This window comes from Streptomyces qaidamensis (assembly GCF_001611795.1).
Lineage (GTDB): Bacteria > Actinomycetota > Actinomycetes > Streptomycetales > Streptomycetaceae > Streptomyces > Streptomyces qaidamensis.
Map to the genome: position 1 here is coordinate 1,789,030 of NZ_CP015098.1, position 24,161 is coordinate 1,813,190.

General features: G+C 71.1%; 25 protein-coding genes. 9 read left to right on the forward strand and 16 right to left on the reverse strand.

Annotation, left to right across the window (positions count from 1 at the left end):
* Window positions 1-346 precede the first annotated feature (346 nt).
* Window positions 347-997 carry an HAD family hydrolase gene (locus A4E84_RS07740; RefSeq protein ID WP_062925827.1) on the reverse strand — a complete coding sequence of 217 codons (651 nt, stop codon included), beginning with the start codon at window positions 995-997 and terminating at the stop codon, window positions 347-349.
* Window positions 998-1,066: 69 nt separating this feature from the next.
* On the opposite strand from A4E84_RS07740, the gene A4E84_RS07745 reads away from it, so the two are divergent.
* Window positions 1,067-1,426, forward strand: coding sequence for a hypothetical protein (locus A4E84_RS07745; protein ID WP_062925828.1), 360 nt, complete (start codon window positions 1,067-1,069; stop codon window positions 1,424-1,426).
* The gene (locus A4E84_RS07750; protein ID WP_062925829.1) at window positions 1,407-1,835 is read left to right on the forward strand and encodes a hypothetical protein; all 429 of its coding nucleotides are present in this window, start codon (window positions 1,407-1,409) and stop codon (window positions 1,833-1,835) included. The genes A4E84_RS07745 and A4E84_RS07750 overlap by 20 nt, the downstream gene beginning before the upstream one ends.
* Window positions 1,836-1,930: 95 nt before the next feature.
* Here the strand turns inward: A4E84_RS07750 and A4E84_RS07755 are convergent, their stop codons facing one another.
* The 3 genes from A4E84_RS07755 to A4E84_RS07765 form a co-directional block, all read right to left on the reverse strand.
* Window positions 1,931-2,428, reverse strand: a complete 498-nt coding sequence (locus A4E84_RS07755) for a GNAT family N-acetyltransferase (RefSeq protein ID WP_062925830.1) — start codon at window positions 2,426-2,428, stop codon at window positions 1,931-1,933.
* A 57-nt stretch (window positions 2,429-2,485) separates the two neighbouring features.
* Window positions 2,486-2,980 (reverse strand): RNA polymerase sigma factor, encoded by a 495-nt coding sequence (locus A4E84_RS07760; RefSeq protein ID WP_062925831.1) that lies wholly within the window; start codon window positions 2,978-2,980, stop codon window positions 2,486-2,488.
* Between the two features lie 90 nt (window positions 2,981-3,070).
* Window positions 3,071-4,246, reverse strand: coding sequence for a glycerophosphodiester phosphodiesterase (locus A4E84_RS07765; protein ID WP_062925832.1), 1,176 nt, complete (start codon window positions 4,244-4,246; stop codon window positions 3,071-3,073).
* 386 nt (window positions 4,247-4,632) lie between these two features.
* Between A4E84_RS07765 and A4E84_RS07770 the strand changes: the two genes are divergently transcribed.
* Window positions 4,633-5,307: a lysophospholipid acyltransferase family protein gene (locus tag A4E84_RS07770; protein WP_062925833.1), complete on the forward strand. Its 675-nt coding sequence runs from the start codon at window positions 4,633-4,635 to the stop codon at window positions 5,305-5,307.
* A gap of 241 nt (window positions 5,308-5,548) precedes the next feature.
* On the opposite strand, the gene A4E84_RS07775 is transcribed toward A4E84_RS07770, so the two are convergent.
* From A4E84_RS07775 to argH, 4 genes are all read right to left on the reverse strand, one after another.
* Window positions 5,549-7,084 carry an MFS transporter gene (locus A4E84_RS07775; RefSeq protein WP_062925834.1) on the reverse strand — a complete coding sequence of 512 codons (1,536 nt, stop codon included), beginning with the start codon at window positions 7,082-7,084 and terminating at the stop codon, window positions 5,549-5,551.
* Window positions 7,081-7,632 carry a TetR/AcrR family transcriptional regulator gene (locus A4E84_RS07780; RefSeq protein ID WP_062925835.1) on the reverse strand — a complete coding sequence of 184 codons (552 nt, stop codon included), beginning with the start codon at window positions 7,630-7,632 and terminating at the stop codon, window positions 7,081-7,083. Before A4E84_RS07780 ends, A4E84_RS07775 begins: the two co-directional genes overlap by 4 nt.
* Before the next feature lie 87 nt (window positions 7,633-7,719).
* Complete coding sequence (locus A4E84_RS07785) at window positions 7,720-8,691, reverse strand: aldo/keto reductase (RefSeq protein WP_062925836.1); 972 nt, start codon at window positions 8,689-8,691, stop codon at window positions 7,720-7,722.
* Window positions 8,692-8,867: 176 nt separating this feature from the next.
* Window positions 8,868-10,301: an argininosuccinate lyase gene (argH, locus tag A4E84_RS07790; protein WP_062925837.1), complete on the reverse strand. Its 1,434-nt coding sequence runs from the start codon at window positions 10,299-10,301 to the stop codon at window positions 8,868-8,870.
* A gap of 224 nt (window positions 10,302-10,525) precedes the next feature.
* Here argH and A4E84_RS07795 point away from each other — a divergent pair, with 224 nt between their 5' ends.
* From A4E84_RS07795 to A4E84_RS07820, 6 genes are all read left to right on the forward strand, one after another.
* Complete coding sequence (locus A4E84_RS07795) at window positions 10,526-11,458, forward strand: hypothetical protein (RefSeq protein ID WP_062925838.1); 933 nt, start codon at window positions 10,526-10,528, stop codon at window positions 11,456-11,458.
* A gap of 140 nt (window positions 11,459-11,598) precedes the next feature.
* Entirely contained in the window at window positions 11,599-12,186 is a 588-nt protein-coding gene (locus A4E84_RS07800) for a pyridoxamine 5'-phosphate oxidase family protein (protein WP_062925839.1), read from the forward strand.
* Window positions 12,187-12,189: 3 nt separating this feature from the next.
* On the forward strand, window positions 12,190-12,891 hold the full coding sequence (locus A4E84_RS07805; RefSeq protein ID WP_062925840.1) for a L,D-transpeptidase family protein: 702 nt from the start codon (window positions 12,190-12,192) through the stop codon (window positions 12,889-12,891).
* Between the two features lie 127 nt (window positions 12,892-13,018).
* Window positions 13,019-14,401, forward strand: coding sequence for a ferredoxin reductase family protein (locus A4E84_RS07810; RefSeq protein ID WP_062925841.1), 1,383 nt, complete (start codon window positions 13,019-13,021; stop codon window positions 14,399-14,401).
* Window positions 14,402-14,441: 40 nt separating this feature from the next.
* Window positions 14,442-15,524, forward strand: coding sequence for an FMN-binding protein (locus A4E84_RS07815; RefSeq protein ID WP_062925842.1), 1,083 nt, complete (start codon window positions 14,442-14,444; stop codon window positions 15,522-15,524).
* Window positions 15,517-16,320: an FAD:protein FMN transferase gene (locus A4E84_RS07820; RefSeq protein ID WP_418082192.1), complete on the forward strand. Its 804-nt coding sequence runs from the start codon at window positions 15,517-15,519 to the stop codon at window positions 16,318-16,320. Before A4E84_RS07815 ends, A4E84_RS07820 begins: the two co-directional genes overlap by 8 nt.
* A 182-nt stretch (window positions 16,321-16,502) precedes the next feature.
* Here the strand turns inward: A4E84_RS07820 and A4E84_RS07825 are convergent, their stop codons facing one another.
* The 8 genes from A4E84_RS07825 to A4E84_RS07855 form a co-directional block, all read right to left on the reverse strand.
* On the reverse strand, window positions 16,503-17,048 hold the full coding sequence (locus A4E84_RS07825) for an arginine repressor (protein ID WP_031142079.1): 546 nt from the start codon (window positions 17,046-17,048) through the stop codon (window positions 16,503-16,505).
* A gap of 7 nt (window positions 17,049-17,055) precedes the next feature.
* Window positions 17,056-18,255, reverse strand: coding sequence for an acetylornithine transaminase (locus tag A4E84_RS07830; protein ID WP_062925843.1), 1,200 nt, complete (start codon window positions 18,253-18,255; stop codon window positions 17,056-17,058).
* Window positions 18,252-19,166, reverse strand: coding sequence for an acetylglutamate kinase (gene argB, locus A4E84_RS07835; protein WP_062925844.1), 915 nt, complete (start codon window positions 19,164-19,166; stop codon window positions 18,252-18,254). The genes A4E84_RS07830 and argB overlap by 4 nt, the downstream gene beginning before the upstream one ends.
* Window positions 19,163-20,314, reverse strand: a complete 1,152-nt coding sequence (argJ, locus tag A4E84_RS07840) for a bifunctional glutamate N-acetyltransferase/amino-acid acetyltransferase ArgJ (RefSeq protein ID WP_062925845.1) — start codon at window positions 20,312-20,314, stop codon at window positions 19,163-19,165. The genes argB and argJ overlap by 4 nt, the downstream gene beginning before the upstream one ends.
* A complete protein-coding gene (gene argC, locus A4E84_RS07845; RefSeq protein WP_062925846.1) occupies window positions 20,311-21,339 on the reverse strand; it encodes an N-acetyl-gamma-glutamyl-phosphate reductase in 1,029 nt (342 codons plus the stop codon). Before argC ends, argJ begins: the two co-directional genes overlap by 4 nt.
* Window positions 21,340-21,801: 462 nt before the next feature.
* Window positions 21,802-21,972, reverse strand: a complete 171-nt coding sequence (locus A4E84_RS42860) for a hypothetical protein (RefSeq protein ID WP_159029561.1) — start codon at window positions 21,970-21,972, stop codon at window positions 21,802-21,804.
* 7 nt (window positions 21,973-21,979) lie between these two features.
* Window positions 21,980-22,444: an ArsI/CadI family heavy metal resistance metalloenzyme gene (locus A4E84_RS07850; RefSeq protein ID WP_062925847.1), complete on the reverse strand. Its 465-nt coding sequence runs from the start codon at window positions 22,442-22,444 to the stop codon at window positions 21,980-21,982.
* 35 nt (window positions 22,445-22,479) lie between these two features.
* On the reverse strand, window positions 22,480-23,853 hold the full coding sequence (locus tag A4E84_RS07855) for an FAD-dependent oxidoreductase (RefSeq protein WP_237304879.1): 1,374 nt from the start codon (window positions 23,851-23,853) through the stop codon (window positions 22,480-22,482).
* Window positions 23,854-24,161: the final 308 nt, after the last annotated feature.

Genomic DNA, 24,161 nt, shown 5'->3' on the forward strand with positions numbered 1-24,161 from the left:
GGCGTGGGTGTGCCCGGGCACAGGTGCATTCGGTCAGGGACGCGACACGGTTCTCGCTGGGGAGTGGAACCGGGGAGAACAGGTGCGCGGGGCGGCTTCGGGTCGCAGCGCTCAGGGCGTGCGGACGGGCCGCGTCTCGCTTCGGGGCGCGAGCTCAGGGGGTGGTGCGGGGGCCCTCTAGAAGGCGCACATTCGACACATACAACGAGCACCGGGCGTCATGGTCGCCTCGGTCGCGGGGATGCGGTCGCTCGTCGTGGTCATGCCGTCAGTAAAACACGCGTACGGTCCTTACCGGCCCTCCGCTGTCCGGATGCTGGACGGCGGTGGACAGGGTCCCGGTCTGTCAGCGGCGCAGGGAGATCTCCACGCCCTGCTCGGTGACCAGTGCGGACAGGACCGACAGGTTCTCGACGACCAGATCGGCGTCCAGTTCGTGGGCCTGGTGGGTTGTGGTCAACGCCACGGTGGTCATGCCGGCGGCGCGGCCGGACGCCAGGCCCGCGGGGGCGTCCTCGAAGACGACGCAGCGTGCCGGGTCGACACCGAGGGCGCGGGCGGCGAGGAGGTAGGGCTCGGGGTCGGGCTTGCCGCGCGTGATGTCGTCGGCGGCGACGAGGGTCTTGGGCAGGATGCCGACGGCGTCGAGCCGGGCCTCGGCGAGGCGCCGGGTGGCGGAGGTGACGACGGCCCAGCGGTCACCGGGCAGAGAGTCGAGGAAGCCACGGGTGCCGGGCAGCAGGTGCACACCGCCGCCCGGCACGTCGTCGACCTCCAGGTCCTCGATGCGGGCGACGGCCTGCGGGACGATCTCGGCGGGCAGCAGGTCGGCGGCTATCTCGGCGGCCGGCCGGCCGTGCAGCTCGACCCGGGCGAACTCCTCGGCCGTGATCCCGTACTCCGTGGCCCACCGTGTCCAGCAGCGGTCCACCGACGCGAGGGAGGAGACGAGGGTTCCGTCGTTGTCGAACAGCAGGGCCTGCGCGTGGATCGTCATGCCCTCGACCCTACGGTGCAGGCCAGGGCCGCAGGCATCGGGCCTTTTCGGCCGTAATAAGGTCGCAGCATGCTTGATGCCCTGACGCTGGTGACCGGCGTCGCCGCGCTGCTGCTCGCCGCCTGGTGCGGCTGGGCCGCCTACCGCGACCAGCCGACGAAGGACTGGCACTTCATCGGGATGGCCGTGGTCACGCTGCTGACACTGATCCAGCTCGTGGCCGGGATCGTGCTGCTCGCGCAGGGCGAGAGGCCGGAGCAGGGCACGACGATCTTCGTGGCGTATCTGCTGGGGGCGTTCACGTGCGTCCCGGCGGCCGGGTTCATGTCGCTGGCCGAGCGGACCCGGTGGGGGTCGGTGACGGTGGCCGCCGGCGGTGTGGTGCTGGCGGTGCTGGAGGTGCGCCTCTATGACATCTGGGGAGGCTGAGGTGAGCCGACGCCGGCTGATCAGCGGGCCGGGCACGCTGCTGGTGTGGCTGTACGGCGTGATGGTCGTGGGGGCGGTGTCGCGGTCCGCGTATCAGATCGCGACGGAGTTCGACCGGGCTCCGCTCGCGTACTCGCTGTCGGCGGTGGCCGGCGTCGTGTACGGGTTCATCACGTACTCGCTGGTGCGGGGTGGGGAGACGGCACGGAGGATCGCCCTGGCCTGCTGTGTCGCCGAGTTGGTGGGGGTGTTGACGGTGGGGACCTGGACCTTGGTCGAGCCGTCCGCCTTCCCGGACGCGACCGTGTGGTCCGACTTCGGGATGGGGTACCTCTTCATTCCCGTGCTCTTGCCGCTGTCCGCCATCTACTGGTTGCGGAAGGGTGCGCCTCGGGAGGGTGCCGCCTGAGGTTCGTCAGGCGGCCGCGGGCCGTGTGTGGTTGCTCGCGCCCACGCGGCTCAGCCGCACAGGGACAGAGCCCCGCGCCCCTCAAGGGGCGAAGATCAAGCCGTCGCCGCGTAGGTGCCGGCCGGCTTCTCCAGGACGATCATCGGTACGCCGTCGGAACCCTGGGACGTGCCCACCGTCTCGTAGCCGACCTTGCGGTAGAGGCGGAGGTTGCCCTCGCTGCGGTGGCCGGTGTGGAGGCGGAAGCGGGTGGCGCCGTGCTGGTCGGCGAGGGCTGATTCGGCTGCCCGGAGCAGTCGGGCGCCGATGCCGTGCCCCTGGAGGCGGGGGTGGACGCAGAGCTTGCCGATACCGGCGGCGCCGTCCTCGCTGACCGACCCGCGGACCGAGCCGACGACCTCCTCGCCGAGCCGGGCCACGAAGACGCAGTCGCGGGTGACCTCCTCGCGGACCGAGTCGAGGGTTTGGACGAGCGGGTCGATGCGGTAGTTCCCGTACAGCGCCGCCTCCGGCTGGAAGCACAGGTACTGCAGTCTGAAGATCTGCTCCGCGTCCTGCTCGGTCGCCGCAGAGATGGTCACGCTCATGCCCATGTGCGCACGCCTCCCGCTCATCTGATCACCGGTTGTTCCCCACTCCTATCCCCGTCCTCAGCGGGCCCCAACCTCCGGTGTGAGCAATCTTCGGAGACATCCCAGGCATCTGGAACGTTCCGGACCAAGACTCCCCTGTGAGATACCCAACTCCCCTGCGATTTCCCGGTATGTCAGGTCCTCAGGCGAGAGCAGGGCCTCCATCAGCCGGGGGCAGCGACCCGGGAGGCGGCGCACGGCCTCGCGCAGGGCCCGGCCGCGGGCCGCGGCGAGGGCGAGCTGTTCGGGATCGCGGTCCGGGTCGTCGACCGGCTCACCTGCGTACGGCCGTTCGAGACGGCTCGTACGGCGGGTGCGGCGCACCTCGGAGCGGACGGCACGGCGGAGCCACCGCTGCGGGTCGAGCGGCGGGCCCTCGGCGTCGAGGCGCTCCAGCAGGCGGAGCCAGACCGCCTGCTCCAGGTCACCCGGCTCGGTTCCGGCGGAATATGCCTCCGCGGAGGCCTCGGCGGTGAGCAGCGGGCGCAGGGCGGTGACCAGGTCGTGCGTCATATGCGGAGCGACGCTGCCGCCCGGGCGGCAGGTTGCCCGGGCGGCCGAAGCTCACTCGACCGAGGGGTCTGAACTCGGGTGTTGACTGACTCAGCCGTTGAAGTCCTCGCGGGCCAGCAGACCCGTGTCGGGCTGGTCGGTGAAGACGCCGTCGATGCCGGTCGCGAAGTACGCCTTGTACGCGCCGAAGACGTCACCGTAGGCGTCCGGGTCCGTGCCGGTGCGGAAGTCGGCGGGCAGGAAGGGGTTCTCGTTGCGCATCGTGTACGGGTGCAGGATCAGGCCGACCTTGTGCGCGTCGGAGACGAGCGTCGTGGGCCGGGTGAGGTTGCCCTGGGCGTCGCGCGGGATGACCAGGTCCAGGGTCGGGCCGATGCCACGCGCGTAGGAGGCGATCTCCCTGAGGCCGGCCGGCTTGACCAGGTCGGCGACCGTGCGCGGGTCACCGGTCTCGACGAAGTCCCAGGGGCGGGAGCCCGCCGAGGACAGCAGGACGACCAGCGGGTTGTCGACGAGCTTGTGCAGGCGCTGGACGCTGGTCGGCTCGAAGGACTGGAGGATGACCGGGGAGGTGCGCCGGTCCTTGCGGTACTTGCGGAGCAGCTTGGCGACGCGCTCCTCCAGCGGGAGGCCCTGCTTGCGGAAGTAGGTGGGGTGCTTGAGCTCGGGGTAGATCCACACCTGCTTGCCCCGCTTGCGGGTCTGCTCGTCCTGCCATCCGAGGACCTCTTCGAAGGTGGGGATCTCCCAGCGGCCGTCGTAGAGGGTGTTGTGCGGACGGTTGGCCGGGATGCGCTCGACGGCGCGCAGCGTCTTCAGCTCGGCGAGCGTGAAGTCCTCGGTGAACCAGCCGGTGGTGGAGACGCCGTCGAGCAGCTTGGTCTTCTTGCGGCCGGCGAACTCGGGGTGGTCGGCGACGTCCGTGGTGCCGCCGATCTCCGGCTCGTGACGGCAGACCAGGTGCCCGTCCCTGGTCGGGACCAGGTCGCCCGCCTCGACGATGTCGGCGCCCATGTCGAGGGCCAGCTGGTACGAACCGAAGGTGTGCTCCGGGCGGTAGCCGCTGGCGCCGCGGTGGCCGATGATCGTGGGCTTGGGCAGGCTTGCCGGCCCGCCGCCGTGCCGGGCGCCGTCCGCTCGCGCGGTGCCGGCCATGCCGAGGACCGCTCCCCCGGCACCGAGTACCGCCGCGCCGAGCAGGGCCCGCCGTCCGGTCCCGCCCGCTCCGGTACCGCTCGTTTCTTCGTTCGACTCCTGCGTTCCCATGAGCGCCCTCCCTGCCGTTCGGCTCGTCAGTGCGGGCCGATCGTAGGGGCGCGTACATGACCGATGGGAGACCTCGGACCGAACACGCGGGTGATGTCGGATGTCGTAGTGGCTGGTGGGGAAGATGAATTGACGGTTCGTCGTGTCTGTTCGATTCGGTCCCGCGGTTCTGGGAACGCGTTGCGATGTGCTCCGGGGCGATGTGTGTCACATCGTGTCGGCCGCGTTTCGTCCTTCCGGCGGCGCGCCACCGCAGGTAAACACGCGTCAACAATGCGTAAGACCTCGGTGAAGTCGCCGCGCCCGATGTGCGCGATGCCCTGGGCCACGAGTATCGTCCTCACCTGCACAGACTCATACAGAACCCCTTGACACCGGAGGGTCCGTTGTCCCGCTTCGCACTCATCAAGGCAGTGCTCGGCCCGGTCATGCGCCTGATGTTCCGCCCACAGGTGGAGGGTGCGGAGCACATTCCCGGCAACGGCCCGGTCATCCTCGCCGGCAATCACCTGACGTTCATCGACTCGATGATCCTGCCGCTGGTCTGCGACCGTCAGGTCGTCTTCATCGGCAAGGACGAGTACGTGACCGGCAAGGGCCTCAAGGGCCGGCTGATGGCCTGGTTCTTCACCGGCGTCGGCATGATCCCGGTGGACCGCGACGGCGGGCGCGGCGGTGTCGCCGCGCTGATGACCGGCCGTCGGGTGCTGGAGGAAGGCCGGATGTTCGGCATCTACCCGGAGGGGACGCGGTCGCCCGACGGACGGCTGTACCGGGGGCGGACGGGGATCGCCCGGCTGACCCTGATGACGGGTGCGCCGGTGGTGCCGTTCGCCATGATCGGGACGGACAAGTTGCAGCCGGGCGGGGCGGGGCTGCCGCGGCCGGGCAAGGTCACCGTGCGGTTCGGTGAGGCGATGGAGTTCTCCCGGTACGAGGGGATGGACCGGGACCGGTATGTGCTGCGGGCCGTGACCGACTCGGTGATGGCAGAGGTCATGCGGTTGTCCGGGCAGGAGTACGTGGACATGTACGCGAGCAAGGCGAAGGAAGCGGCGTAGGTTTTCCGGGGCGTGGATGGCGTCGGGTGGCTGGGGACCGTTGACGGTGCGGGTTTGTGGGGGCTAGTCGCGCGGTTCCCCGCGCCCCTTCAGGGCATGAAGTCAAGGGGCGTGACCGGGTGGAGCCCCGGGCCTGTTTTCGCGCAGTTCCCCACGCCCCTGACGGCATGACCCCACGGGCGTGACCAAGTGGAATCCCGTGCCCGTTTCGCAGTTCCCCGCGCCCCTGAGGGCGTGGCTCCTACGCGTGTTCCGTTCCGCCGTCTTCCAGCTTCTGGCCCCGTAGCAGGAACCACGCCGCCACCGCCGCGGCCAGGAGGACCGTCGCGCCCACGCCCGCCGCGAGGGCCAGGCCGTCGACGAAGGACGTGCGGGCCGCGTCCAGCATCACTCCTGCGCTGTGGGCGGGCATGTGCGCCGCCGCCTCGACCGCGCCGCCCAGCGACTCGTGGGCCGCGGCCGGGGTGTTTGCGGGGCCGGTGAAGTCGCGGTAGACGCCGGTCACGATCGAGCCGAGCGCTGCGATGCCTAGCGCTGCACCGAGTTCGTACGCCGTCTCGGACACGGCGGAGGCCGAACCCGCCTGCTCCTTGGGCACGCTGGAGAGGATCACGTCGGCGGTCACGGTGAACGAGAAGCCGGCGCCCACGCCGACCACCAGCAGCGCGGTTCCGAGCAGCGGATAGCCCGTGGACTGGTCGAGCACCGTGAGCGCGGCCAAGGCCAGGCCTATCGCCGCGAGGCCGCCGGAGACGACCGCCCGCACCGAGAAGCGCCGGGCCGCACGCCCCGCGACGAGTCCGGCCACCACCGCGCCGACCGCCGCGGGCAGTTCGGCCAGCCCGGCCTCGAACGGGCGCCTGCCCTGGACGAGTTGCAGGTACTGCGACAGGAAGAACACCAGCCCGGACAGGCCGAGGATGGTCAGCAGATCGGCCAGCACCGCCCCGCTGAAACCGCGGTTGCGGAACAGCCGCATGTCCAGCAGCGGCGTCGGGAGACTGAGCTGACGGCGGACGAACCCGTACAGGGCGGCCGCACCCAGCAGGCCCGCGGCCAGGCTGGTCCACGCGAAGCCGTGGGTCGCCGCCTCCTTGATCGCGTACACGACGGCGATCATGCCGACCAGCGACAGCACGACGCTGACCAGATCCCAGGGGCCGGGGTTCGCGGTGCGCGACTCGGGCAGCAGCTTGATCCCGACCAGGACCAGCACGGCCATCACGGGCAGGTTGATGAGGAAGACCGACCCCCACCAGAAGTGCTCCAACAGGAACCCGCCGACGATCGGGCCGACGGCCGTACCGGCGGAGGCCGTGGCGCCCCAGATGCCGACGGCGAGACTGCGCTCGCGCGGGTCGTGGAAGAGGTTGCGGATCAGGGCGAGCGTGGCCGGCATCAGGGTCGCACCGGCGACGCCGAGCAGTGCCCGCGCGACGATCATCATCTCGGGGGTCGTGGCGTAGGCGTTGAAGACGGATACCGCGCCGAACGCCGTGGCGCCGACGAGCAGGATCCGCTTGCGGCCGATGCGGTCGCCGAGGCTGCCCATGGAGACGAGCAGACCGGCGATGACGAACGAGTAGACGTCGCCGATCCACAGCAGCTGGGTGCCGGAGGGCTGGAGGTCCTCGCTGATGTAGGGGGTCGCGAGACCGAGAACGGTCGCGTCGACGGCCACCAGCAGCACGGCGAGCACGAGGACGCCGAGCGCGAGCCAGCGGGCCGGGCGCTCCACCGCCTCGGTCGTCGACGCCGGCTGCAGGGTGCTGGTCATGATTCCTCTCTCCTGAGTGCGCCGCCGAGCAACAGCTCGACGATCATGTGCTGGAAGTCCTTGGGGGCGCCCTTGCCGCTGTGCACCAGCCAGGCGCCGGAGGCCAACAGGCCGTACAGCGCCTCGGTGAGCCAGGCGGGCGTGAGGTCGATGCGGAACTCGCCGCTGAGCTGGCCGCGCCGGAACAGGGCGGAGATCCGGTCGTCGATCAGGGCCCAGCCCGCGTGCTGCTCCTCGCCCTCGAACAGCTGGTTCTCGGTGTAGAGGAACGCGAGCAGTCCGGCGGCCGGCTCGACGGCTCCGACCAGTCGGCGTACGGCATCGCTCGCGGTCCCGTCGTCGAGCCGGGCCGCGTCCAGCGCGGCCTCGCACTCCGCTATGCCGAGCGCCTCCAGCGCCCGGACGAGGGCGTCACGTCCGGCGAAGTGGCGGTGCAGCGTGGCCCGGCTGATCCCGGCGGCCTTGGCGACCTCGTCCATGGTCGCGGTGGATTTGCGGGTCAGCAGGGCGGCGGCGGCGCGCAGCACGTGCTCAGGATCGACAGCCATGAGACAACCGTACCCCACATGAGACATCACTGTCTCATGCGGGGCATGCGTGACTCACGGTTGCGGCACGGTGCGGGCCAAGGGTGATCAGTGCCAGGGCAGCTGCGCGCGCCGCTCCCAGTACTCCTGCGGATCCTCGGCCAGGGTGGCGAGGCGGGTCAGCTGGTCGTCGTCGAGATCGACGACCGCAGCGTGCAGGTTCGAGGCGAGCTGGTTGGTGGTCGCGGCACCGGAGAGGACGACACCGGCCCAGGGCTGCCGGAGGATGACGGCCAGGGCGACGGCGTCGCAGCCCAGCCCGGCCTGTTCGGCGATCTCCCGCACGATCTTCGGGGCGTGCGGCCCGGCCAGTCGGCCGTTGGCCATGCCCTCCTTGACGATCACCGTGAGCCCGGCGTCGTGCGCCTCGGCGAGCGCGGGGGCGGCGGAGGTCTCCAGCGCGTTGTACGTGGACTGCACCGCGCGGAAGAGGGGTTCGCCGTCGACCGTCACGGCGAGGGCGGCGCGGATCGCCTCCGCCTGCGCGGGGCCGCTGGTGGAGAAGCCGACGGTGAGGCCCCGCTCGGCGGCTTCGGCGAGCCTGGTGTGCAGTTCCTTGTCGGTGAGGGCCGGGCTGTCCGGGGTCACCGAGTGGATCTGGTAGAGGTCGAGCCGGTCGCCGAGCAGCGTCTCGCTCTCCGCGCGCTGCCTCTCGTAGGCGGCGAGGGTGTGGTCCTTGACCTCGTGCTTCTCGGCGTCCGTGGACCAGTCGGCGGTGTAGGTGTAACCCCACTTGCTGCCCACGACGATGTCGCCGAAGGCCGGCCTGGCCTTGAGCCATTCGGCGAGGAACTCCTCGGAGCGGCCGTAGGAGCGGGCGGCGTCGAAGTAGCGGACGCCCTGGGCGTAGGCGGCGTCGAGGAGTTCGTGGGTGCGGGTGCGGAGCGTCTCGACGCTGCGGTCCTCTCCCAGATCTCGGTCCCGTCCGAGGTTGATATAGCCGGGGCGTCCTACGGCGGCAAGGCCCAGTCCGATGTGGCAGGTGGGGGTCGTTGCGGTCGCCAGTCGAGCGAAGGGCATCGCGGGCTCCGTTGGGTCGGGTCCGGTACGGCTTCCGACCAACGTACCCGCGATGACCTTCGTCTCAGAGCTCGGCCGTCGCGGTGTCTCGGCGAGTGCGGGTCGTCTTCGCCTGTTCGCGCCCGCACGGCGGAGCCGCAGTTCGATACAGCCCCGCGCCCCTGAGGGCGATGCCCTCAGCCCTGCTTCCTGGCCACCGCCCACTCGTGCTGGACCGCCACGTCGGCCTTCACCTCTGCCAGCTGGACGGCGACCGCGCTCGGGGCCGTGCCGCCCCTGCCGTTGCGGGAGGCCAGGGCGCCGGGGACGTTGAGGACCGTGCGGACCTCAGGGGTCAGGTGGCTGGAGATCTTCGCGAACTGGTCGTCCGTCAGCTCGTCCAGTTCCTTGCCCTCGGCCTCGGCGGCCTTCACGCACTCACCCGCGACCTCGTGGGCCACGCGGAACGGAACACCCTGCTTGACCAGCCACTCGGCGATGTCCGTGGCGAGGGAGAAGCCGGCGGGGGCCAGTTCCTCCATGCGCTCGCGGTGGACGGTGAGGGTGGCCATCATGCCGGTGAAGGCCGGGAGCAGGACCTCCAGCTGGTCGATGGAGTCGAAGACCGGCTCCTTGTCCTCCTGGAGGTCGCGGTTGTACGCGAGCGGGAGGGCTTTGAGCGTGGCCATCAGGCCCGTCAGATTGCCGATCAGGCGGCCGGACTTGCCGCGCGCCAGCTCCGCGATGTCCGGGTTCTTCTTCTGCGGCATGATCGACGAGCCCGTCGAGAACGCGTCGTGCAGGGTCACGAAGGAGAACTCCTTCGTGTTCCAGATGATGACCTCCTCGGCGATCCGGGAGAGGTTGACCCCGATCATCGCCGTGATGAAGGCGAACTCGGCGACGAAGTCACGGGAAGCCGTGCCGTCGATCGAGTTGCCGACGCTGCCGTGCTCGAAGCCGAGGTCCTTCGCCACCGCCTCGGGGTCCAGTCCGAGGGAGGATCCCGCCAGGGCGCCCGAGCCGTAGGGCGAGACCGCCGTGCGCGCGTCCCACTGGCGCAGCCGCTCCGCGTCCCGGGAGAGGGACTGGACGTGGGCCAGGACGTGGTGGGCGAAGAGGACGGGCTGGGCGTGCTGGAGGTGGGTGCGGCCGGGCATCGCCACGTCCGGGTGCGCCTCGGCGAGGCCGATCAGCGCGTCCTGGAGCTCGGCGATGAGGCCGCCGACGATCCGGGCGTGATCCCGCAGGTACATACGGAAGAGGGTCGCGACCTGGTCGTTGCGGGACCGGCCCGCGCGCAGCTTGCCGCCCAGGTCGGGGCCGAGGCGCTCCAGGAGGCCACGCTCCAGGGCGGTGTGGACGTCCTCGTCGGCGATCGTGCCCACGAACGAGCCGTCGGCGACGTCCGCCTCCAGCTGGTCGAGACCGGCGATCATGCGGGTCAGTTCGTCTTCCGTGAGCAGGCCCGCCTTGTGCAGCACGCGTGCGTGGGCGCGTGAACCGGCGATGTCGTACGGCGCGAGGCGCCAGTCGAAGTGGACGGACGCGGACAGCTTCGCCAGGGCCTCGGCGGGACCGTCGGCGAAACGACCGCCCCAGAGCCGGACGTCACCGCTGTTGCTGCTCACCTGCGTGCTCCTCAAGGGGTGTAGATGTGCCTCACCGTCATGCATGAGTATGCAGACCTCTGCATGATTCGTCAATTCAGCAGGGCCGAGGAGCGGTTTCCGGTCAGGAGAGAGGAATTTGAAGATCCTTTGAACACGGGAAACCGCTTACCCGTACCTCTCGCCGAACGCAGGCGCCGCGTTACGACACCGACGACACCCCCGACCCCTAGTGAGGCATCCGCATGTCCAGGGCTCTTCCGAAGTACAACAAGCGTCGCGTCACGTTCATCGGCGGCGCCGCCGCGGTGGCACTGTCCGGCACCGTGATCGCCGGCTTCGCCCTCGCCGGGGAGACGCCCGACAGCGGTGGCGCGAACGCCCGGACGCTGGCGGGCCCCGGCACCATCACCTGCCCGGACGTCACGGGCCAGCTGCCCGCGGTCCCCGCCTCGGCGAAGGCGGAGGTCGACAGCAACCTCGCCCAGCTGAACACGCAGATCCAGGAGGCCAACAAGCGCCTGGTCGACACCGTCGGCCAGGGCGGGCCCAACTTCGTCCAGAACGCCATCCTCGGCCCGCTGGAGGACAAGCGCGTCGCGGCCCTGAACCGCATCGAGACCGCGATCGGGCGAGCCGCCGCGAAGCCCGAGGGTCTGGAGGCCTTCGCCGCCTGCCAGCTCAACGCCGACGGCGGCGCCGGGGCGGGCGAGGCCGCGGGCGGCGAGGCGGACGCCGGTGCGGAGGCGGGCGCGGGCGCCGGAGCCGGTGCGGGTGCCGAGGAGGGCGGCGCGGGCGCCGGGGCAGGTGCCGGCGCGGAGGCCGGGGCGGGTGCCGAAGAGGGCGGCGCGGGTGCGGGTGCGGGCGAGGCGGGGAACGCCGGGGCCGGCACGATCAGCTGCCCGGACGTCGCCTCCCAGCTGCCGGCGATCCCCGCCTCGGCCCAGGCCGAGGTCGACCGGAACCTGACCCTGCTGGACACGCAGGTCGCCGAGGCCAACAAGCGTCTCGTCGACACCGTCGGCCAGGGCGGACCCAACTTCGTCCAGAACGCCATCCTCGGCCCCCTGGAGGACAAGCGGATCGCCACCGTCAACCGCATCGCCACCGCCATCGGCCGCACGGCCGAGAAGCCGGCCGGCCTGGACTCCCTGGCCGCCTGCACGCTCACCAAGTGAGGTGACAGGCGCTGTGGCCGCCCCGTGGGAGCGCCGGCCGGGGCGGCCACGGACGACGCCTGCCCGCGGGATCCGGCAGAGGTGACCGGATCCCGCAATTCCTTAGACCGTCGAAAGATCTGCGACCATAATCGTTCGACATGGGAAAGACTTATGAGCGCATAGACGGCCGGCTCCGCACGTTCATCGAGGCGCAGCCGGTCTTCTTCACCGCCACCGCCCCCCTGGCGGCCGACGGCACGGTCAACCTCTCGCCCAAGGGGCTCACCGGCTCCTTCGCGGTGCTCGACGAGCTCACGGTGGCCTACCTCGACTTCGCCGGTTCCAACGCCGAGACCATCGCCCATCTCCGGGAGAACGGGCGGATCACCCTGATGTGGTGCGCCTTCCAGGGCCCGCCGAACATCGTCCGCGTGCACGGCAGGGGTGAGCCGGTCTTCCGCGACGACCCCCGTTTCGGGGAACTGCTCGCGCACTTCCCGGACATCGACCCGACGCGGCACGGCCTGCGCGCGATCATCGTCGTCACCGCCGAACTCGTCCGCGACACCTGCGGGTACGGGGTGCCCTTCATGGCGTACGAGGAGGACCGGGACCTGCACGGCAAGCGGTTCTCCCGCGAGGACGACGCATCGCTCAGCGCGTACTTCAGCAAGAAGGAGCACATCGCCAGCAGCCTGGACGGACTACCCGGGCTGCCGTTGCCGCTGCCTCCCTCTACGGTCTGAGGCATGCGCCCCGGTGCCGTCGCCCTCGCCGTCTCCTGCCTGATCGTGCTCGGCGCCGGGCCGCCCGCGCCCGCGCCACCGCTGCCGGCCCGGATGGCGGACACCGGCGGCGGCACCCAGCTGATCACCGCGGTGGCCCCGGAGCTGTCCTCGACCACGGGCACGGTCAGCTGGTGGGACCGCGGCGGGGACGGACGCTGGGTGAAGAAGGGCTCCGCGCCCGCCCGTTTCGGAGCGAACGGGCTCGTCGCGGGCGCCTCCCGCAAGCAGGGCACCAGCACCACACCCACCGGCCTCTACGGCCTGCCGTACGCCTTCGGCATCAAGGCGGCACCGCGCGGGACGGCGTACGGCTACCGCAGGGTGCACCGGGACTCCTGGTGGTGCCAGGACGACGACTCCCGCTCCTACAACCGCTGGAGCGAGCCGCGCGCGGCCGACTGCCGGGCCGCCGAGGCCGAGCAGCTGATCACCTACCGCGCCCAGTACGCACACGCGCTCGTCATCGGCTTCAACTACGAGCGTCCCGTGCGGGGGCGCGGCGCCGGCATCTTCCTCCACGTCAACGGGCGGGGTGCGACGGCCGGTTGCGTGTCCGTGTCCGAGGACGCGATGCGGCGGATCCTGACCTGGGCCGACCCCGCGCGGCGGCCGCACATCGCCGTCGGCACGACGAGCGGGAAGACGGCCGTCACGGGTCTGTGACGGTGCGCCGGCCGTGTCCGTGTTACCAGCGGTCACTCCTGTTCGCAGCCGACTCGGGACGCGGCTGAACACTCCCGTCTCCCGGCACGTATCTGTGGGCCAAGGGTCAAGTCCCCACGGAGGAACCGTGACCACCACGCTCGCAGGCGGACGTGCCGCCCGCCGCCAGACGATGCGCCGCATCCGCCCGCGCCGCTCCCCGGCCGTCCCGCTGCTGATCGCCCTGTGGGCCGGTGCGGCGGCCGTGCTGTGGCTGTGGTGGGACAACACACCGTCCCTCGCGGACAACACGAGCAAGATCCTGGCCGCCGGCCGGATCACCGGCCTGCTCGCCGGCTACCTCATGGCGCTGGTGGTGCTCCAGATGGCCCGGGTGCCCGCGCTGGAGCGCCGGGTGGGCACCGACCGGGTCGCCCGCTGGCACGCCATGACCGGCCGCTACACGCTCTGCCTGGTCCTCGCCCACGTCTTCCTCATCATGTGGGGCTACGCCCTGCAGGCGGGCAAGGGGCTCGGCGACATCGTCCAGCAGACGACCGACTCCATCAACCAGCTGCCCGACATGGGCAAGGCCGCCATCGGCACGGGCCTGCTGTTCCTCATCGGGATCCTGTCGATCGGCGGGGTGCGCCGGCTGATCGGGTACGACACGTGGTACCACGTGCACCTGCTGACGTACGCGGCGGTGTACCTGACGTTCTGGCACCAGATCACCACCGGCAACGAGTTCGCCGTCGAGCCGGCCGCGAAGACCTTCTGGTACGGGCTGTACGGCGTGGTGACCGCGCTGGTCGTCTGGTACCGGATCCTCACGCCGATCCGGCTGAACATGCGGCACCGCATGCGGGTGGCGGCGGTCATCGAGGAGACCCCCGGGATCGTGTCCGTGCTGATCAGCGGGCGCAAGCTGCACCGGATGGGTGCGGAGGCCGGGCACTTCTTCCGCTGGCGGTTCAAGGCGCCGGGCATGCGCTTCAGTTCGCACCCGTACTCGCTGTCGGCGGCGCCCCGCCCGGACATGCTGCGGATCACGGTCAAGGCGATCGGTGACCACACCTCCCGGCTGCGTGATCTCGAACCCGGCACCAAGGTGTGGGCCGAGGGCCCGTACGGCGCGATGACCGCCCAGCGCCGCAGCCGCGGCAAGGTGCTGCTGGTCGCGGGCGGTGTGGGCATCACCCCGATGCGGGCGCTGTTCGAGACGCTGCCGGGCGCGTCCGGCGACATCACCCTTCTCTACCGGGCCAACACCACGCAGGACCTGGCGCTGTGGGGCGAACTCGCCAAGATCGCCGACGAGCGCGGCGCGCGGCTGATGTACGCGGTCAACAGTCCGGAGGGGGAACGCCCCGACATCTCGGCGGAGTCCCTCCAGCGCAAGATCCCGGACATCGACGACCACGACGTCTTCATGTGCGGGCCGCCCGGCTTCGCCCAGTCGGTCTACGAGGCACTGCGCGGCGCGGGCGTACCCGCCCGCCGCATCCATCACGAGTCGTTCGAGATGTGAGCGACGGGACACCAACAGCCCTTCAGGAGTTTGGGAAACGATGAGGAAGTCTCACCCCGTCCGGCGTGCCGTGCTCGCCGGCGCAGCCACCGTCTCCGGGATCGTGCTGCTGCTGTCCCTGAAGCCGGCCTCCGACCCGGGGTCGGCCCAGGCGGCGGGCCAGGCGCCCCCCGCGGCGGCCGGGCAGGCCCCGCAGGGCGGCGTGAACGGCGCGGTCACCGGTGACGCGGCGCAGACGCAGTACGGCGCGGTGCAGGTCCGCCTGACCATGAACAACGGCAAGATCACCCAGGCCGAGGCGGTACAGGCCCCCAAGGGCGGCCGCAGCGACCAGATCACGGCCGACTCGGTGCCGCGTCTGAACCAGGCGGCGGTCGCGGCGCAGAGCGCGGAGATCGACGCGGTCTCCGGGGCGACGTACACCAGCGCCGGCTACAAGAAGTCCCTCCAGTCGGCCCTGGACAAGGCGAAGGCGTCGGCCGGGGCACAGCAGGGGTCGGGCAACGCGCAGACGCTGACCGGCGATGTCGCGCAGACGCAGTACGGGCCGGTCCAGGTGCGGGTGACGGTCGCGGGCGGGAAGATCACCAAGGCCGAAGCCGTCCAGGCTCCCAAGGGCGGCCGCAGCGACCAGATCACCTCCTCCTCCGTCCCCCGCCTCAACCAGGCGGCCGTGGCGGCCGGAAACGCGGACATCGACGCGGTCTCGGGCGCCACGTACACCAGCGCCGGCTACAAGAAGTCCCTCCAGTCGGCCCTGGACAAGGCTCCGGCCGGCGGCGGCTCCTCGCAGGCCGCGGGTTCGGGGGGCGGTGGCCAGGCGGCGGGCTCGGGAGGCGGTCGGGCGGCGACGCAGACCCTCACCGGCAGCGTGGCACAGACGCAGTACGGGCCGGTTCAGGTGCGGGTGACGGTCGCGGGCGGGAAGATCACCAAGGCCGAAGCCGTCCAGGCTCCCAAGGGCGGCCGCAGCGACCAGATCACCTCCTCCTCCGTCCCCCGCCTCAACCAGGCGGCCGTGGCGGCCGGAAACGCGCAGATCGACGCCGTGTCCGGGGCCACGTACACCAGCGCCGGCTACAAGCAGTCCCTCCAGTCCGCGCTGGACCAGGCCGGTGGCTGACACGGTGGCCGACTCCGCAGAGGCTCCCGCCGCGGTACGTCATGCCGAGGAGACGATGGGGACCGTCTTCTCCTTCGACGTCCGCGGCGGGGAACCGGCCGCCGTGCGCGCGGCCCTGGACGAGGCCGTCGCCGGGCTGCACCGGGTCGACGAGGTGTTCAGCACGTACCGCGAGGACAGCCAGATCTCCCGGCTGCAGCGCGGGGAGCTGACCGTCGCGCAGTGCGACCCCGAGGTCGCCGAGGTGCTGGAACTGGCCGCCGAGGCGGAGCGGAGGAGCGACGGCTGGTTCAGCACGTCGTACCGGGGCCGCCTCGATCCGACCGGCATCGTCAAGGGCTGGGCGGTCGAGCGGGCGGCGCGGCGGCTGGCGGACGTGCCCGGGGTGTGCGGGGTGAACCTGAACGGCGGCGGCGATGTGCAGCTGCTCGGGACACCGGGTGGGCAGCGGCCGTGGCGTGTGGGCGTGGCCGATCCGTTGCGTCCCGGGGGTCTCGCGGCGGTCGTCTCCGCGGGCGGGGTGGACGAGTTGTCCGTGGCCACGTCCGGTACGGCGGAGCGGGGAGACCACATCGTCGATCCCCGTACGGGGCGGTCGGCTGTCACCGACCTGGTCGCCGTGACGGTGGTGGGTACCCGGCTGACGTGGGTCGACTGCTGGGCGACGGCGGCGTTCGCGATGGGGTCGCGGGAGGGGCTGGCGTGGCTGGAGTCGCTGCCGGATGTGGAGGCCCTGCTGATCACGGCCGGGGACGAGGTGCGGTGCACGGGGGGTTTGGCTGCGAGGCTGGGGTGAGGTGAGGCTGAGGCCGGGTGGGTCCGCAGCCCGGCGCAGCGGGGTGCCGCTCTCCTTGGGACGGGTGCCGCCTCAGCGGCACGACTGCCCGCAGCTGGGGAGATGCCCCGGAGGGGCGCGGGGAACCGCGCGAACGGCCACAGCGCACCCGCACCCACCCACCACCGGCACTCCTACGGCGCTCAGTGCCCGTTCTGCGCCAGCCTCAGCAAATGATCGGCCAGGGCCTGACCCCCCGTAGGCTCCCGACTGATCAGCAGCAACGTGTCGTCACCCGCGATCGTCCCCAGGATGTCGTGCAGCTCGGCCTGATCGATGGCCGAGGCCAGGAACTGCGCCGCCCCCGGAGGGGTACGCAGGACCACGAGATTCGCCGAGGCCTCCGCGGAGATCAGCAGCTCCTGTGAGAGCCGCCGCATCCGCTCCTCCTTCGCCGACCCGCCCAGCGGCGCCCGGGGCGTACGGAACCCGCCCTCGCTGGGCACCGCGTAGATCAGGTCGCCGTCGGCGTTGCGGATCTTCACCGCGTTCAGCTCGTCCAGGTCCCGGCTGAGCGTCGCCTGCGTGACGTTCAGCCCGTCGTCGGCGAGCAGCTTCGCCAGCTGGCTCTGCGAGCGGACCGGCTGCCGGTTGAGGATGTCCACGATCCGGCGGTGGCGGGCGGTGCGGGTCTGCGGCACGGCGGGCCCGTTGGCCCCCGGCTGCTCGTGGTCCTGCGCCTGGCTCATCGTCGTCTCATTCCCCGGATCGTCCGTCCCCGCTTGCTGCCTGGAGGATGCCGGGCAGCGCCCCGAGGAACGCGTCCACCTCGTCGTCGCGCAGGTTCAGCGGTGGCATCAGCCGGACGACGTCGGGGGCGGGCACGTTCACCAGGAATCCGGCCTCCTGAGCCGCCTGGCGCACCTGGGGCGCGAGCGGCTCGGTCAGCACGATACCCAGGAGGAGTCCCGTCCCCCGGACGAAATCGATCAACTGATGTCCGAGGCCCTCGATTCCGTCCCGCAACCTCTCGCTCTGCCGCTTGACGTTCTCCAGCAACCCCTCGTTCTCGATGGTGTCGAGGACGGCGAGCCCGGCGGCGCAGGCGACCGGGTTGCCGCCGAAGGTCGTGCCGTGCTGTCCGGGCTGGAGCAGGTCGGCCGCGCGCCCGAAGGCGACGGTGGCGCCCAGCGGCAGTCCGCCGCCGAGCTGCTTGGCGAGGGTGACGACGTCGGGCAGGACGCCCTCGTGTGCCTGGTACTCGAACCAGTGCCCGGTCCGGCCGATGCCGGTCTGCACCTCGTCGAGGACGAGGAGCGCCCCGGTCGCGGCCGTGATGGCCCGGGCCGCCTTGAGGTAGCCGGCCGGCGGGACGACCACGCCGAGCTCGCCCTGGATCGGTTCGAGGATGACGAGCGCGGTCTCCTCGGTCACCGCCGCGGCCAGGGCCTGCGCGTCGCCGAACGGCACGTGCGTGACGTCGCCGGGCAGCGGCAGGAACGGCTCGCGCTTGCCGGCCTGGCCGGTCATCGCCAGGGCGCCCATGGTCCGGCCGTGGAAGGCGCCCTCGGTGGCCACGATGTGGGTCCGGCCGGTCAGCCGGCCGATCTTGAACGCGGCCTCGTTGGCCTCGGCGCCGGAGTTGCAGAAGAAGACCTTGCCGTCCCGGCCGAAGAGGCGCAGCAGCCGTTCGGCGAGGGCGACGGTCGGCTCGGCCATGAAGAAGTTGGAGATGTGGCCGAGGGAGCCGATCTGCCGGGTGACGGCCTCGACGACCGCCGGGTGGGCGTGGCCGAGGGCGTTGGTGGCGATGCCGCCGACGAAGTCGAGGTAGGAATGGCCGTCGGCGTCCCAGACGCGGGTGCCCTCGCCGCGGGCCAGGGGCAGCAGCGGGGTGCCGTAGTTGTTCATGAGCGCGCCCTGCCACCGCTCGGCGTACTCCTGATGGGCGGTCATACGGCGTCCCCCTCTTGCTCGTCGGGCACGACCATCGTGCCGATGCCCTCGTCGGTGAAGATCTCCAGCAGGATCGAGTGCTGGACCCGGCCGTCGATGACGCGGGCGGTGGTGACGCCGTTGCGCACGGCGTGCAGGCAGCCCTCCATCTTCGGCACCATGCCGGACGACAGGTCCGGCAGCAGCCGCTCCAGCTCGGTGGCGGTGAGGCGGCTGATCACCTCGTCGCTGTGCGGCCAGTCCTCGTAGAGGCCCTCGACGTCCGTGAGGACCATGAGGGTTTCGGCGTCCAGTGCAGCAGCGAGTGCCGCAGCCGCCGTATCAGCATTGACGTTGTAGACATGTCCGTCGTCCTGGGAGCGGGCGATCGAGGAGACGACCGGGATGCGGCCGTCGGCGAGCAGGGCCTCGATGGCGCCCGTGTCGATGGCGGTGATCTCGCCGACGCGCCCGATGTCGACCAGCTCGCCGTCGATCTCGGGCTGGTGCTTGGTGGCGGTGATGGTGTGTGCGTCCTCGCCGGTCAGGCCGACGGCGAGCGGCCCGTGCTGGTTGAGCAGCCCGACCAGTTCGCGCTGGACCTGCCCGGCCAGCACCATCCGTACGACGTCCATGGCGTCCTCGGTGGTCACCCTGAGGCCCGCCTTGAACTCGCTGACGATGCCGTGCCGGTCGAGGGCGGCGCTGATCTGCGGTCCGCCGCCGTGCACGACGACGGGCTTGAGTCCGGCGTGGTGCAGGAACACGACGTCCTGGGCGAAGGCGGCCTTCAGGTCCTCGTCGATCATGGCGTTGCCGCCGAACTTGATGACGACCGTCTTGCCGTTGTGCCGGACCAGCCAGGGCAGCGCCTCGATGAGGATCTGGGCTTTGGGCAGCGCGGTGTGCTTGCGTGTCGCTCCACTGCTCATGACGAGTAGGCGCTGTTCTCGTGGACGTAGTCGGCGGTGAGGTCGTTGGTCCAGATCGTGGCGGTCTCGGACCCGGCGGCGAGGTCGGCGACGATGTGCACCTCGCGGTAGCGCATGTCGACCTTCTCGCGGTCCTCGCCGACACCGCCGTTCTTGCAGACCCACACGCCGTTGATGGCGACGTTGAGCCGGTCGGGCTCGAAGGCGGCGGACGTGGTGCCGATCGCGGAGAGCACGCGGCCCCAGTTGGGGTCCTCACCGTGGATGGCGCACTTGAGGAGGTTGTTGCGGGCGATGGAGCGGCCCACCTCGACGGCGTCGTCCTCGGTCGCGGCGTTGATCACCTCGACCTTGATGTCCTTGCTGGCGCCCTCGGCGTCCCGGATGAGCTGCTGGCCGAGGTCGTCGCAGACCTGCCGTACGGCCTCGGCGAACTCCTCGTACTCCGGGGTGACCTCGGCCGAGCCGGAGGCGAGCAGCAGCACGGTGTCGTTGGTGGACATGCAGCCGTCGGAGTCGACGCGGTCGAAGGTCGTACGGGTGGCCGCCCGCAGCGCCTTGTCCAGGGCCTCGTTCTCCAGGTCCGCGTCGGTGGTGAGGACGACGAGCATGGTGGCGAGGCCGGGGGCGAGCATGCCCGCGCCCTTGGCCATGCCTCCGACGGTCCAGCCGTCCTTGGTGACGACGGACGTCTTGTGGACGGTGTCGGTGGTCTTGATGGCGATGGCGGCCTTCTCGCCGCCGTGCTCGGAGAGCTGGGCGGCGGCGGTCTCCACGCCCGGGAGCAGCTTGTCCATGGGGAGCAGGAGGCCGATGAGGCCGGTGGAGCAGACGGCGACCTCGATGGCGCCCCGGCCCAGGACCTCGGCGACCTTCTCCGCCGTGGCGTGCGTGTCCTGGAAGCCCTTCGGTCCGGTACAGGCGTTGGCACCACCGGAGTTGAGGACGACGGCGGACACCTGGCCGCTCTTCATGACCTGCTCGGACCACTGCACCGGCGCGGCCTTCACACGGTTGGAGGTGAAGACGCCGGCGGCGGCGCGGCGGGGGCCGGTGTTGACCACGAGGGCCAGGTCGGGGTTGCCGTTCTCCTTGATCCCGGCGGCGATGCCCGCCGCCGTGAATCCCTTTGCTGCCGTCACACTCACGGCGCAACTCCGATCGTCGTCAGTCCGGTGGTCTCGTCGAGACCCAGGGCGATGTTCATGCTCTGGACGGCACCGCCCGCGGTGCCCTTGGTGAGGTTGTCGATGGCGCTGATCACGATGATCCGTCCGGCGGCCGCGTCGTACGCGACCTGCACCTGAACGGCGTTCGAACCGTAGACGGACGCCGTGGCGGGCCACTGGCCCTCGGGGAGCAGGTGCACGAACGGCTCGTCGGCGAAGGCCTTCTCGTAGACGGCGCGCAGGGACTCGGCCGTGACGCCGTCGGCGGCCTTGGCGCTGCACGTGGCGAGGATGCCGCGGGGCATCGGCGCGAGGGTCGGGGTGAAGGACACCGTGACCGGCTCTCCCGCGGCCGCGCTGAGGTTCTGGGTGATCTCGGGGGTGTGCCGGTGCACGCCGCCGACGCCGTAGGGGGACATCGAGCCCATGACCTCGCTGCCCAGCAGGTGCGGCTTGGGCGCCTTGCCCGCGCCGGACGTGCCGGACGCGGCGACGATCACGGCCTCGGGTCCGGCCAGGCCCGCCGCGTACGCCGGGAAGAGAGCCAGGGACACGGCAGTGGGGTAGCAACCGGGCACCGCGACGCGCTTGGACCCCTCCAGCGCGGCGCGGGCGCCCGGCAGTTCGGGAAGGCCGTAGGGCCAGGTCCCGGCGTGCGGCGAGCCGTAGAACCGCTCCCAGGCGGCGGCGTCCGTCAGGCGGAAGTCGGCGCCCATGTCGACGACGAGGACGTCCGGGCCGAGCTGTTCGGCGACGGCGGCGGACTGCCCGTGCGGCAGAGCGAGGAAGACGACGTCGTGACCGGCGAGGACGTCCGGGGTGGTCTCCTGGAGCACTCGCCCGGCCAGGGGCAGCAGGTGCGGCTGGAGCGCACCGAGCCTCTGCCCCGCGTTCGAGTTGCCGGTCAGGGCGCCGACCTCGACCTCGGGGTGTGCCAGGAGCAGACGCAGCAGTTCCCCGCCCGCGTACCCACTCGCTCCGGCCACTGCCGCACGTACCGCCATGGATCCTCCTCCTTAGAGGGCATGACTATACGTTTCGCTGCACGTTTATGCAATCCCATACAAGGGCGGCGCGGCTGTCACGTGTGACCGAGAATTTCAGTTGGCGCGTGGAGCACGCCAGTTGGCGGATCTTGGTCCCGTAACACTGTGTTGCGGTCAGTACCGGAGTAGCGCTCCCGTTGCCGGCCGAATGGTGCTGCTCCGGGTGAGTGGGCGACACAGCGATTGCGAAGATCCCGTCGGATTCGAGCTGTCTGGACCGGCTGGTCACGGCGTACGACGGGGATGCCGGGCTGCGGGATCGGCTGCTGCTCGGGGACGGATGGCCTCGTCGGTGGAGTTCGACGTGGCGGGTGGTGGACCACTTCTACCGGGACATGCTCTCCTTTCCTGGTCAAGCCGTCATCATCGACAACGGTGGCCCGCCGACCGACGTGCTCTCTTTCGCCGCCTCGTACCGGTTCACCGGGCCGGGGGCGATCGGCTCGGCTTCTGTTGGACGCCTGGACGGCAGGCGTAGCAGACGATGCCCCAGCCGGTGATCTGCGTGGCGCAGAGCGCGGGCAGCACGGCGCGAGGCCGTGACCGGTCCCCCGCCCCCGTCACGGCCTCGCTGGTGTGAAGGTCGGTCATGGCCGGATCAGCAGCAGCCGCCCGCAGCGACCGGCTTCTCCGAGCCGGAGTCGACCGAGGACGGGGTGGTGCAGCAGGTGCTGCCCTGCTGCTTGGCCAGGGAGCCGGCGTCGGCCTTCACCACGTAGACCTCCCAGGGCTCCTGGCCGGGGCCGTGGACCCAGACCTTGTCCTGTAGGGCGTAGCAACAGGTGGTGTCGTTCTCCACGTCGGTGGTCATGCCGGCCTCGCTCAGACGGATGGTGGCGGCGTGGACGGCCTCGGTCGTCTCGACCTCGACACCCAGGTGGTCCATCCGTGTTGCCTCACCCGCCGGGCCTTCGATCAGGACGAGCTTGAGCGGCGGTTCGGCGATGGCGAAGTTGGCGTAGCCGTCGCGGAGTTTGGCGGGCTCGGTGTCGAAAAGCTTGCTGTAGAAGGCGACGGACGCGTCCAGGTCCGGAACACGAAGAGCCAATTGCACGCGGGACATGACGTACCTCCTGATGTCAGTGATGGGTGGGCGAGTCAGCAGCCGCCCGATGAGGCCGACGCGCCGGTGCCGATCTGCACAGTGGCCGAAGCGCCGCAGCAGCCACCGTCCTGGCCGGACTGGGCCGCCTCGGGTTCGTCGAACAGGCCCGCGCCGCCGCACACGCCGGTCTCGGGCAGGGTCAGCTCGACGCGCTCGGCGGCCTCGCGGTCTCCGGCGAGGGCTGCGGTGATGGAGCGGACCTGTTCGTAGCCGGTCATGGCGAGGAATGTCGGGGCGCGGCCGTAGGACTTCATGCCCACCAGGTAGGCACCCTGTTCGGGGTGGGCCAGTTCGTTGACGCCGTGCGGGTAGACGGTGCCGCAGGAGTGGACGTTGGGGTCGATCAGCGGGGCGAGTGCGGTCGGGGCCTGGAGACGTTCGTCGAGGCCGAGGCGGATCTCGGAGAGGAAGGACAGGTCGGGGCGGAAGCCGGTCAGGGCGATGACCTCGTCGACCGGGTCGAGGCGGCGGCCGTTCTCGTCCACGAGGACGAGCCGGTCGCCGTTGCGCTCCACAGCCTGCGTACGGAATCCGGTCGCCGTGCTGGCGTGGCCAGCTTCGACGGCGGCCTTGGCGCGCAGGCCCAGGGCGCCGCGGGCGGGAAGCTGGTCGGCCTCGCCGCCGCCGAAGGTGGAGCCGGTGATACCGCGGCGCAGGATCCACACCGCGTGGGTGCCCGGCTCGTCCTTGGCCAGGTCCGCGAGATGGGCGAGGGCGGTAAAGGCGGAGGCACCGGAGCCGACCACGGCGGTGCGCTTGCCTGCATACCGGGCGCGTACGGCCGGGTCGCCCAGATCGGGCACGCGGTAGGAGATGCGGCTGATGGCGGACTTCTCACCGAGAGCCGGCAGGCCGTCGGCGCCCAGCGGACTGGGGGTGGACCAGGTGCCGGAGGCGTCGATGACCGCCCGTGCGCTGATCCGTTCCTCGCGGCCGTCGGCCGGCGCGATGTGCACGGTGAAGGGCTGCTCGTCGCGCCCTGAGTCGACGATGCGGTCGCGTCCGGCACGGGCGACGCCGACCACGGTCACCCCGTAGCGGATCTTGTCGTCGAGGAGGTCGGCGAGGGGCTGCAGGTACTGCTCGGCCCAGTCACCGCCGGTCGGATAAGCGGAGCCATCGGGGCGGGTCCAGCCGGTCGGGGCGAGGAGCTTCTCCGCAGCGGGATCGGTGATCTCCGACCAGGGCGAGAACAGCCGCACGTGTGCCCAGTCGCGAACGGCGGTGCCGGCCGACGGTCCGGCTTCCAGGACCAGCGGTTCGATGCCGCGCTCGACGAGGTGGGCTGCGGCGGCCAGGCCGACCGGACCTGCTCCGATGACCACGACCGGCAGCTGATCAGTGGCGAGCACGCTGTTGATGGACACGGCCACGAGGTTCCCCTTTGCTTCGACATTCGTCGATGGCTTGCGTTGCCAGCATGGCACCTGCTTCGATGTCCGTCAACATAGACAGGCGTCGAATCGGGGGCGCCTCGTGAAGCACGTCGACGTCGTAGTGATCGGGGCCGGGCAGTCGGGGCCGGCCGCAGCGCACGCCCTGCGGCGGCGGGGCTTCGAGCCGGCCGCCATCGGGGTGCCGTCGCGGCGGGGAGACCGGACCGGCGCCCGCTGTTCACCGGAGCCAGCGGCACCAAGGTCACCGGGGAGGACGGGACCACGGAGGAGATGGACAC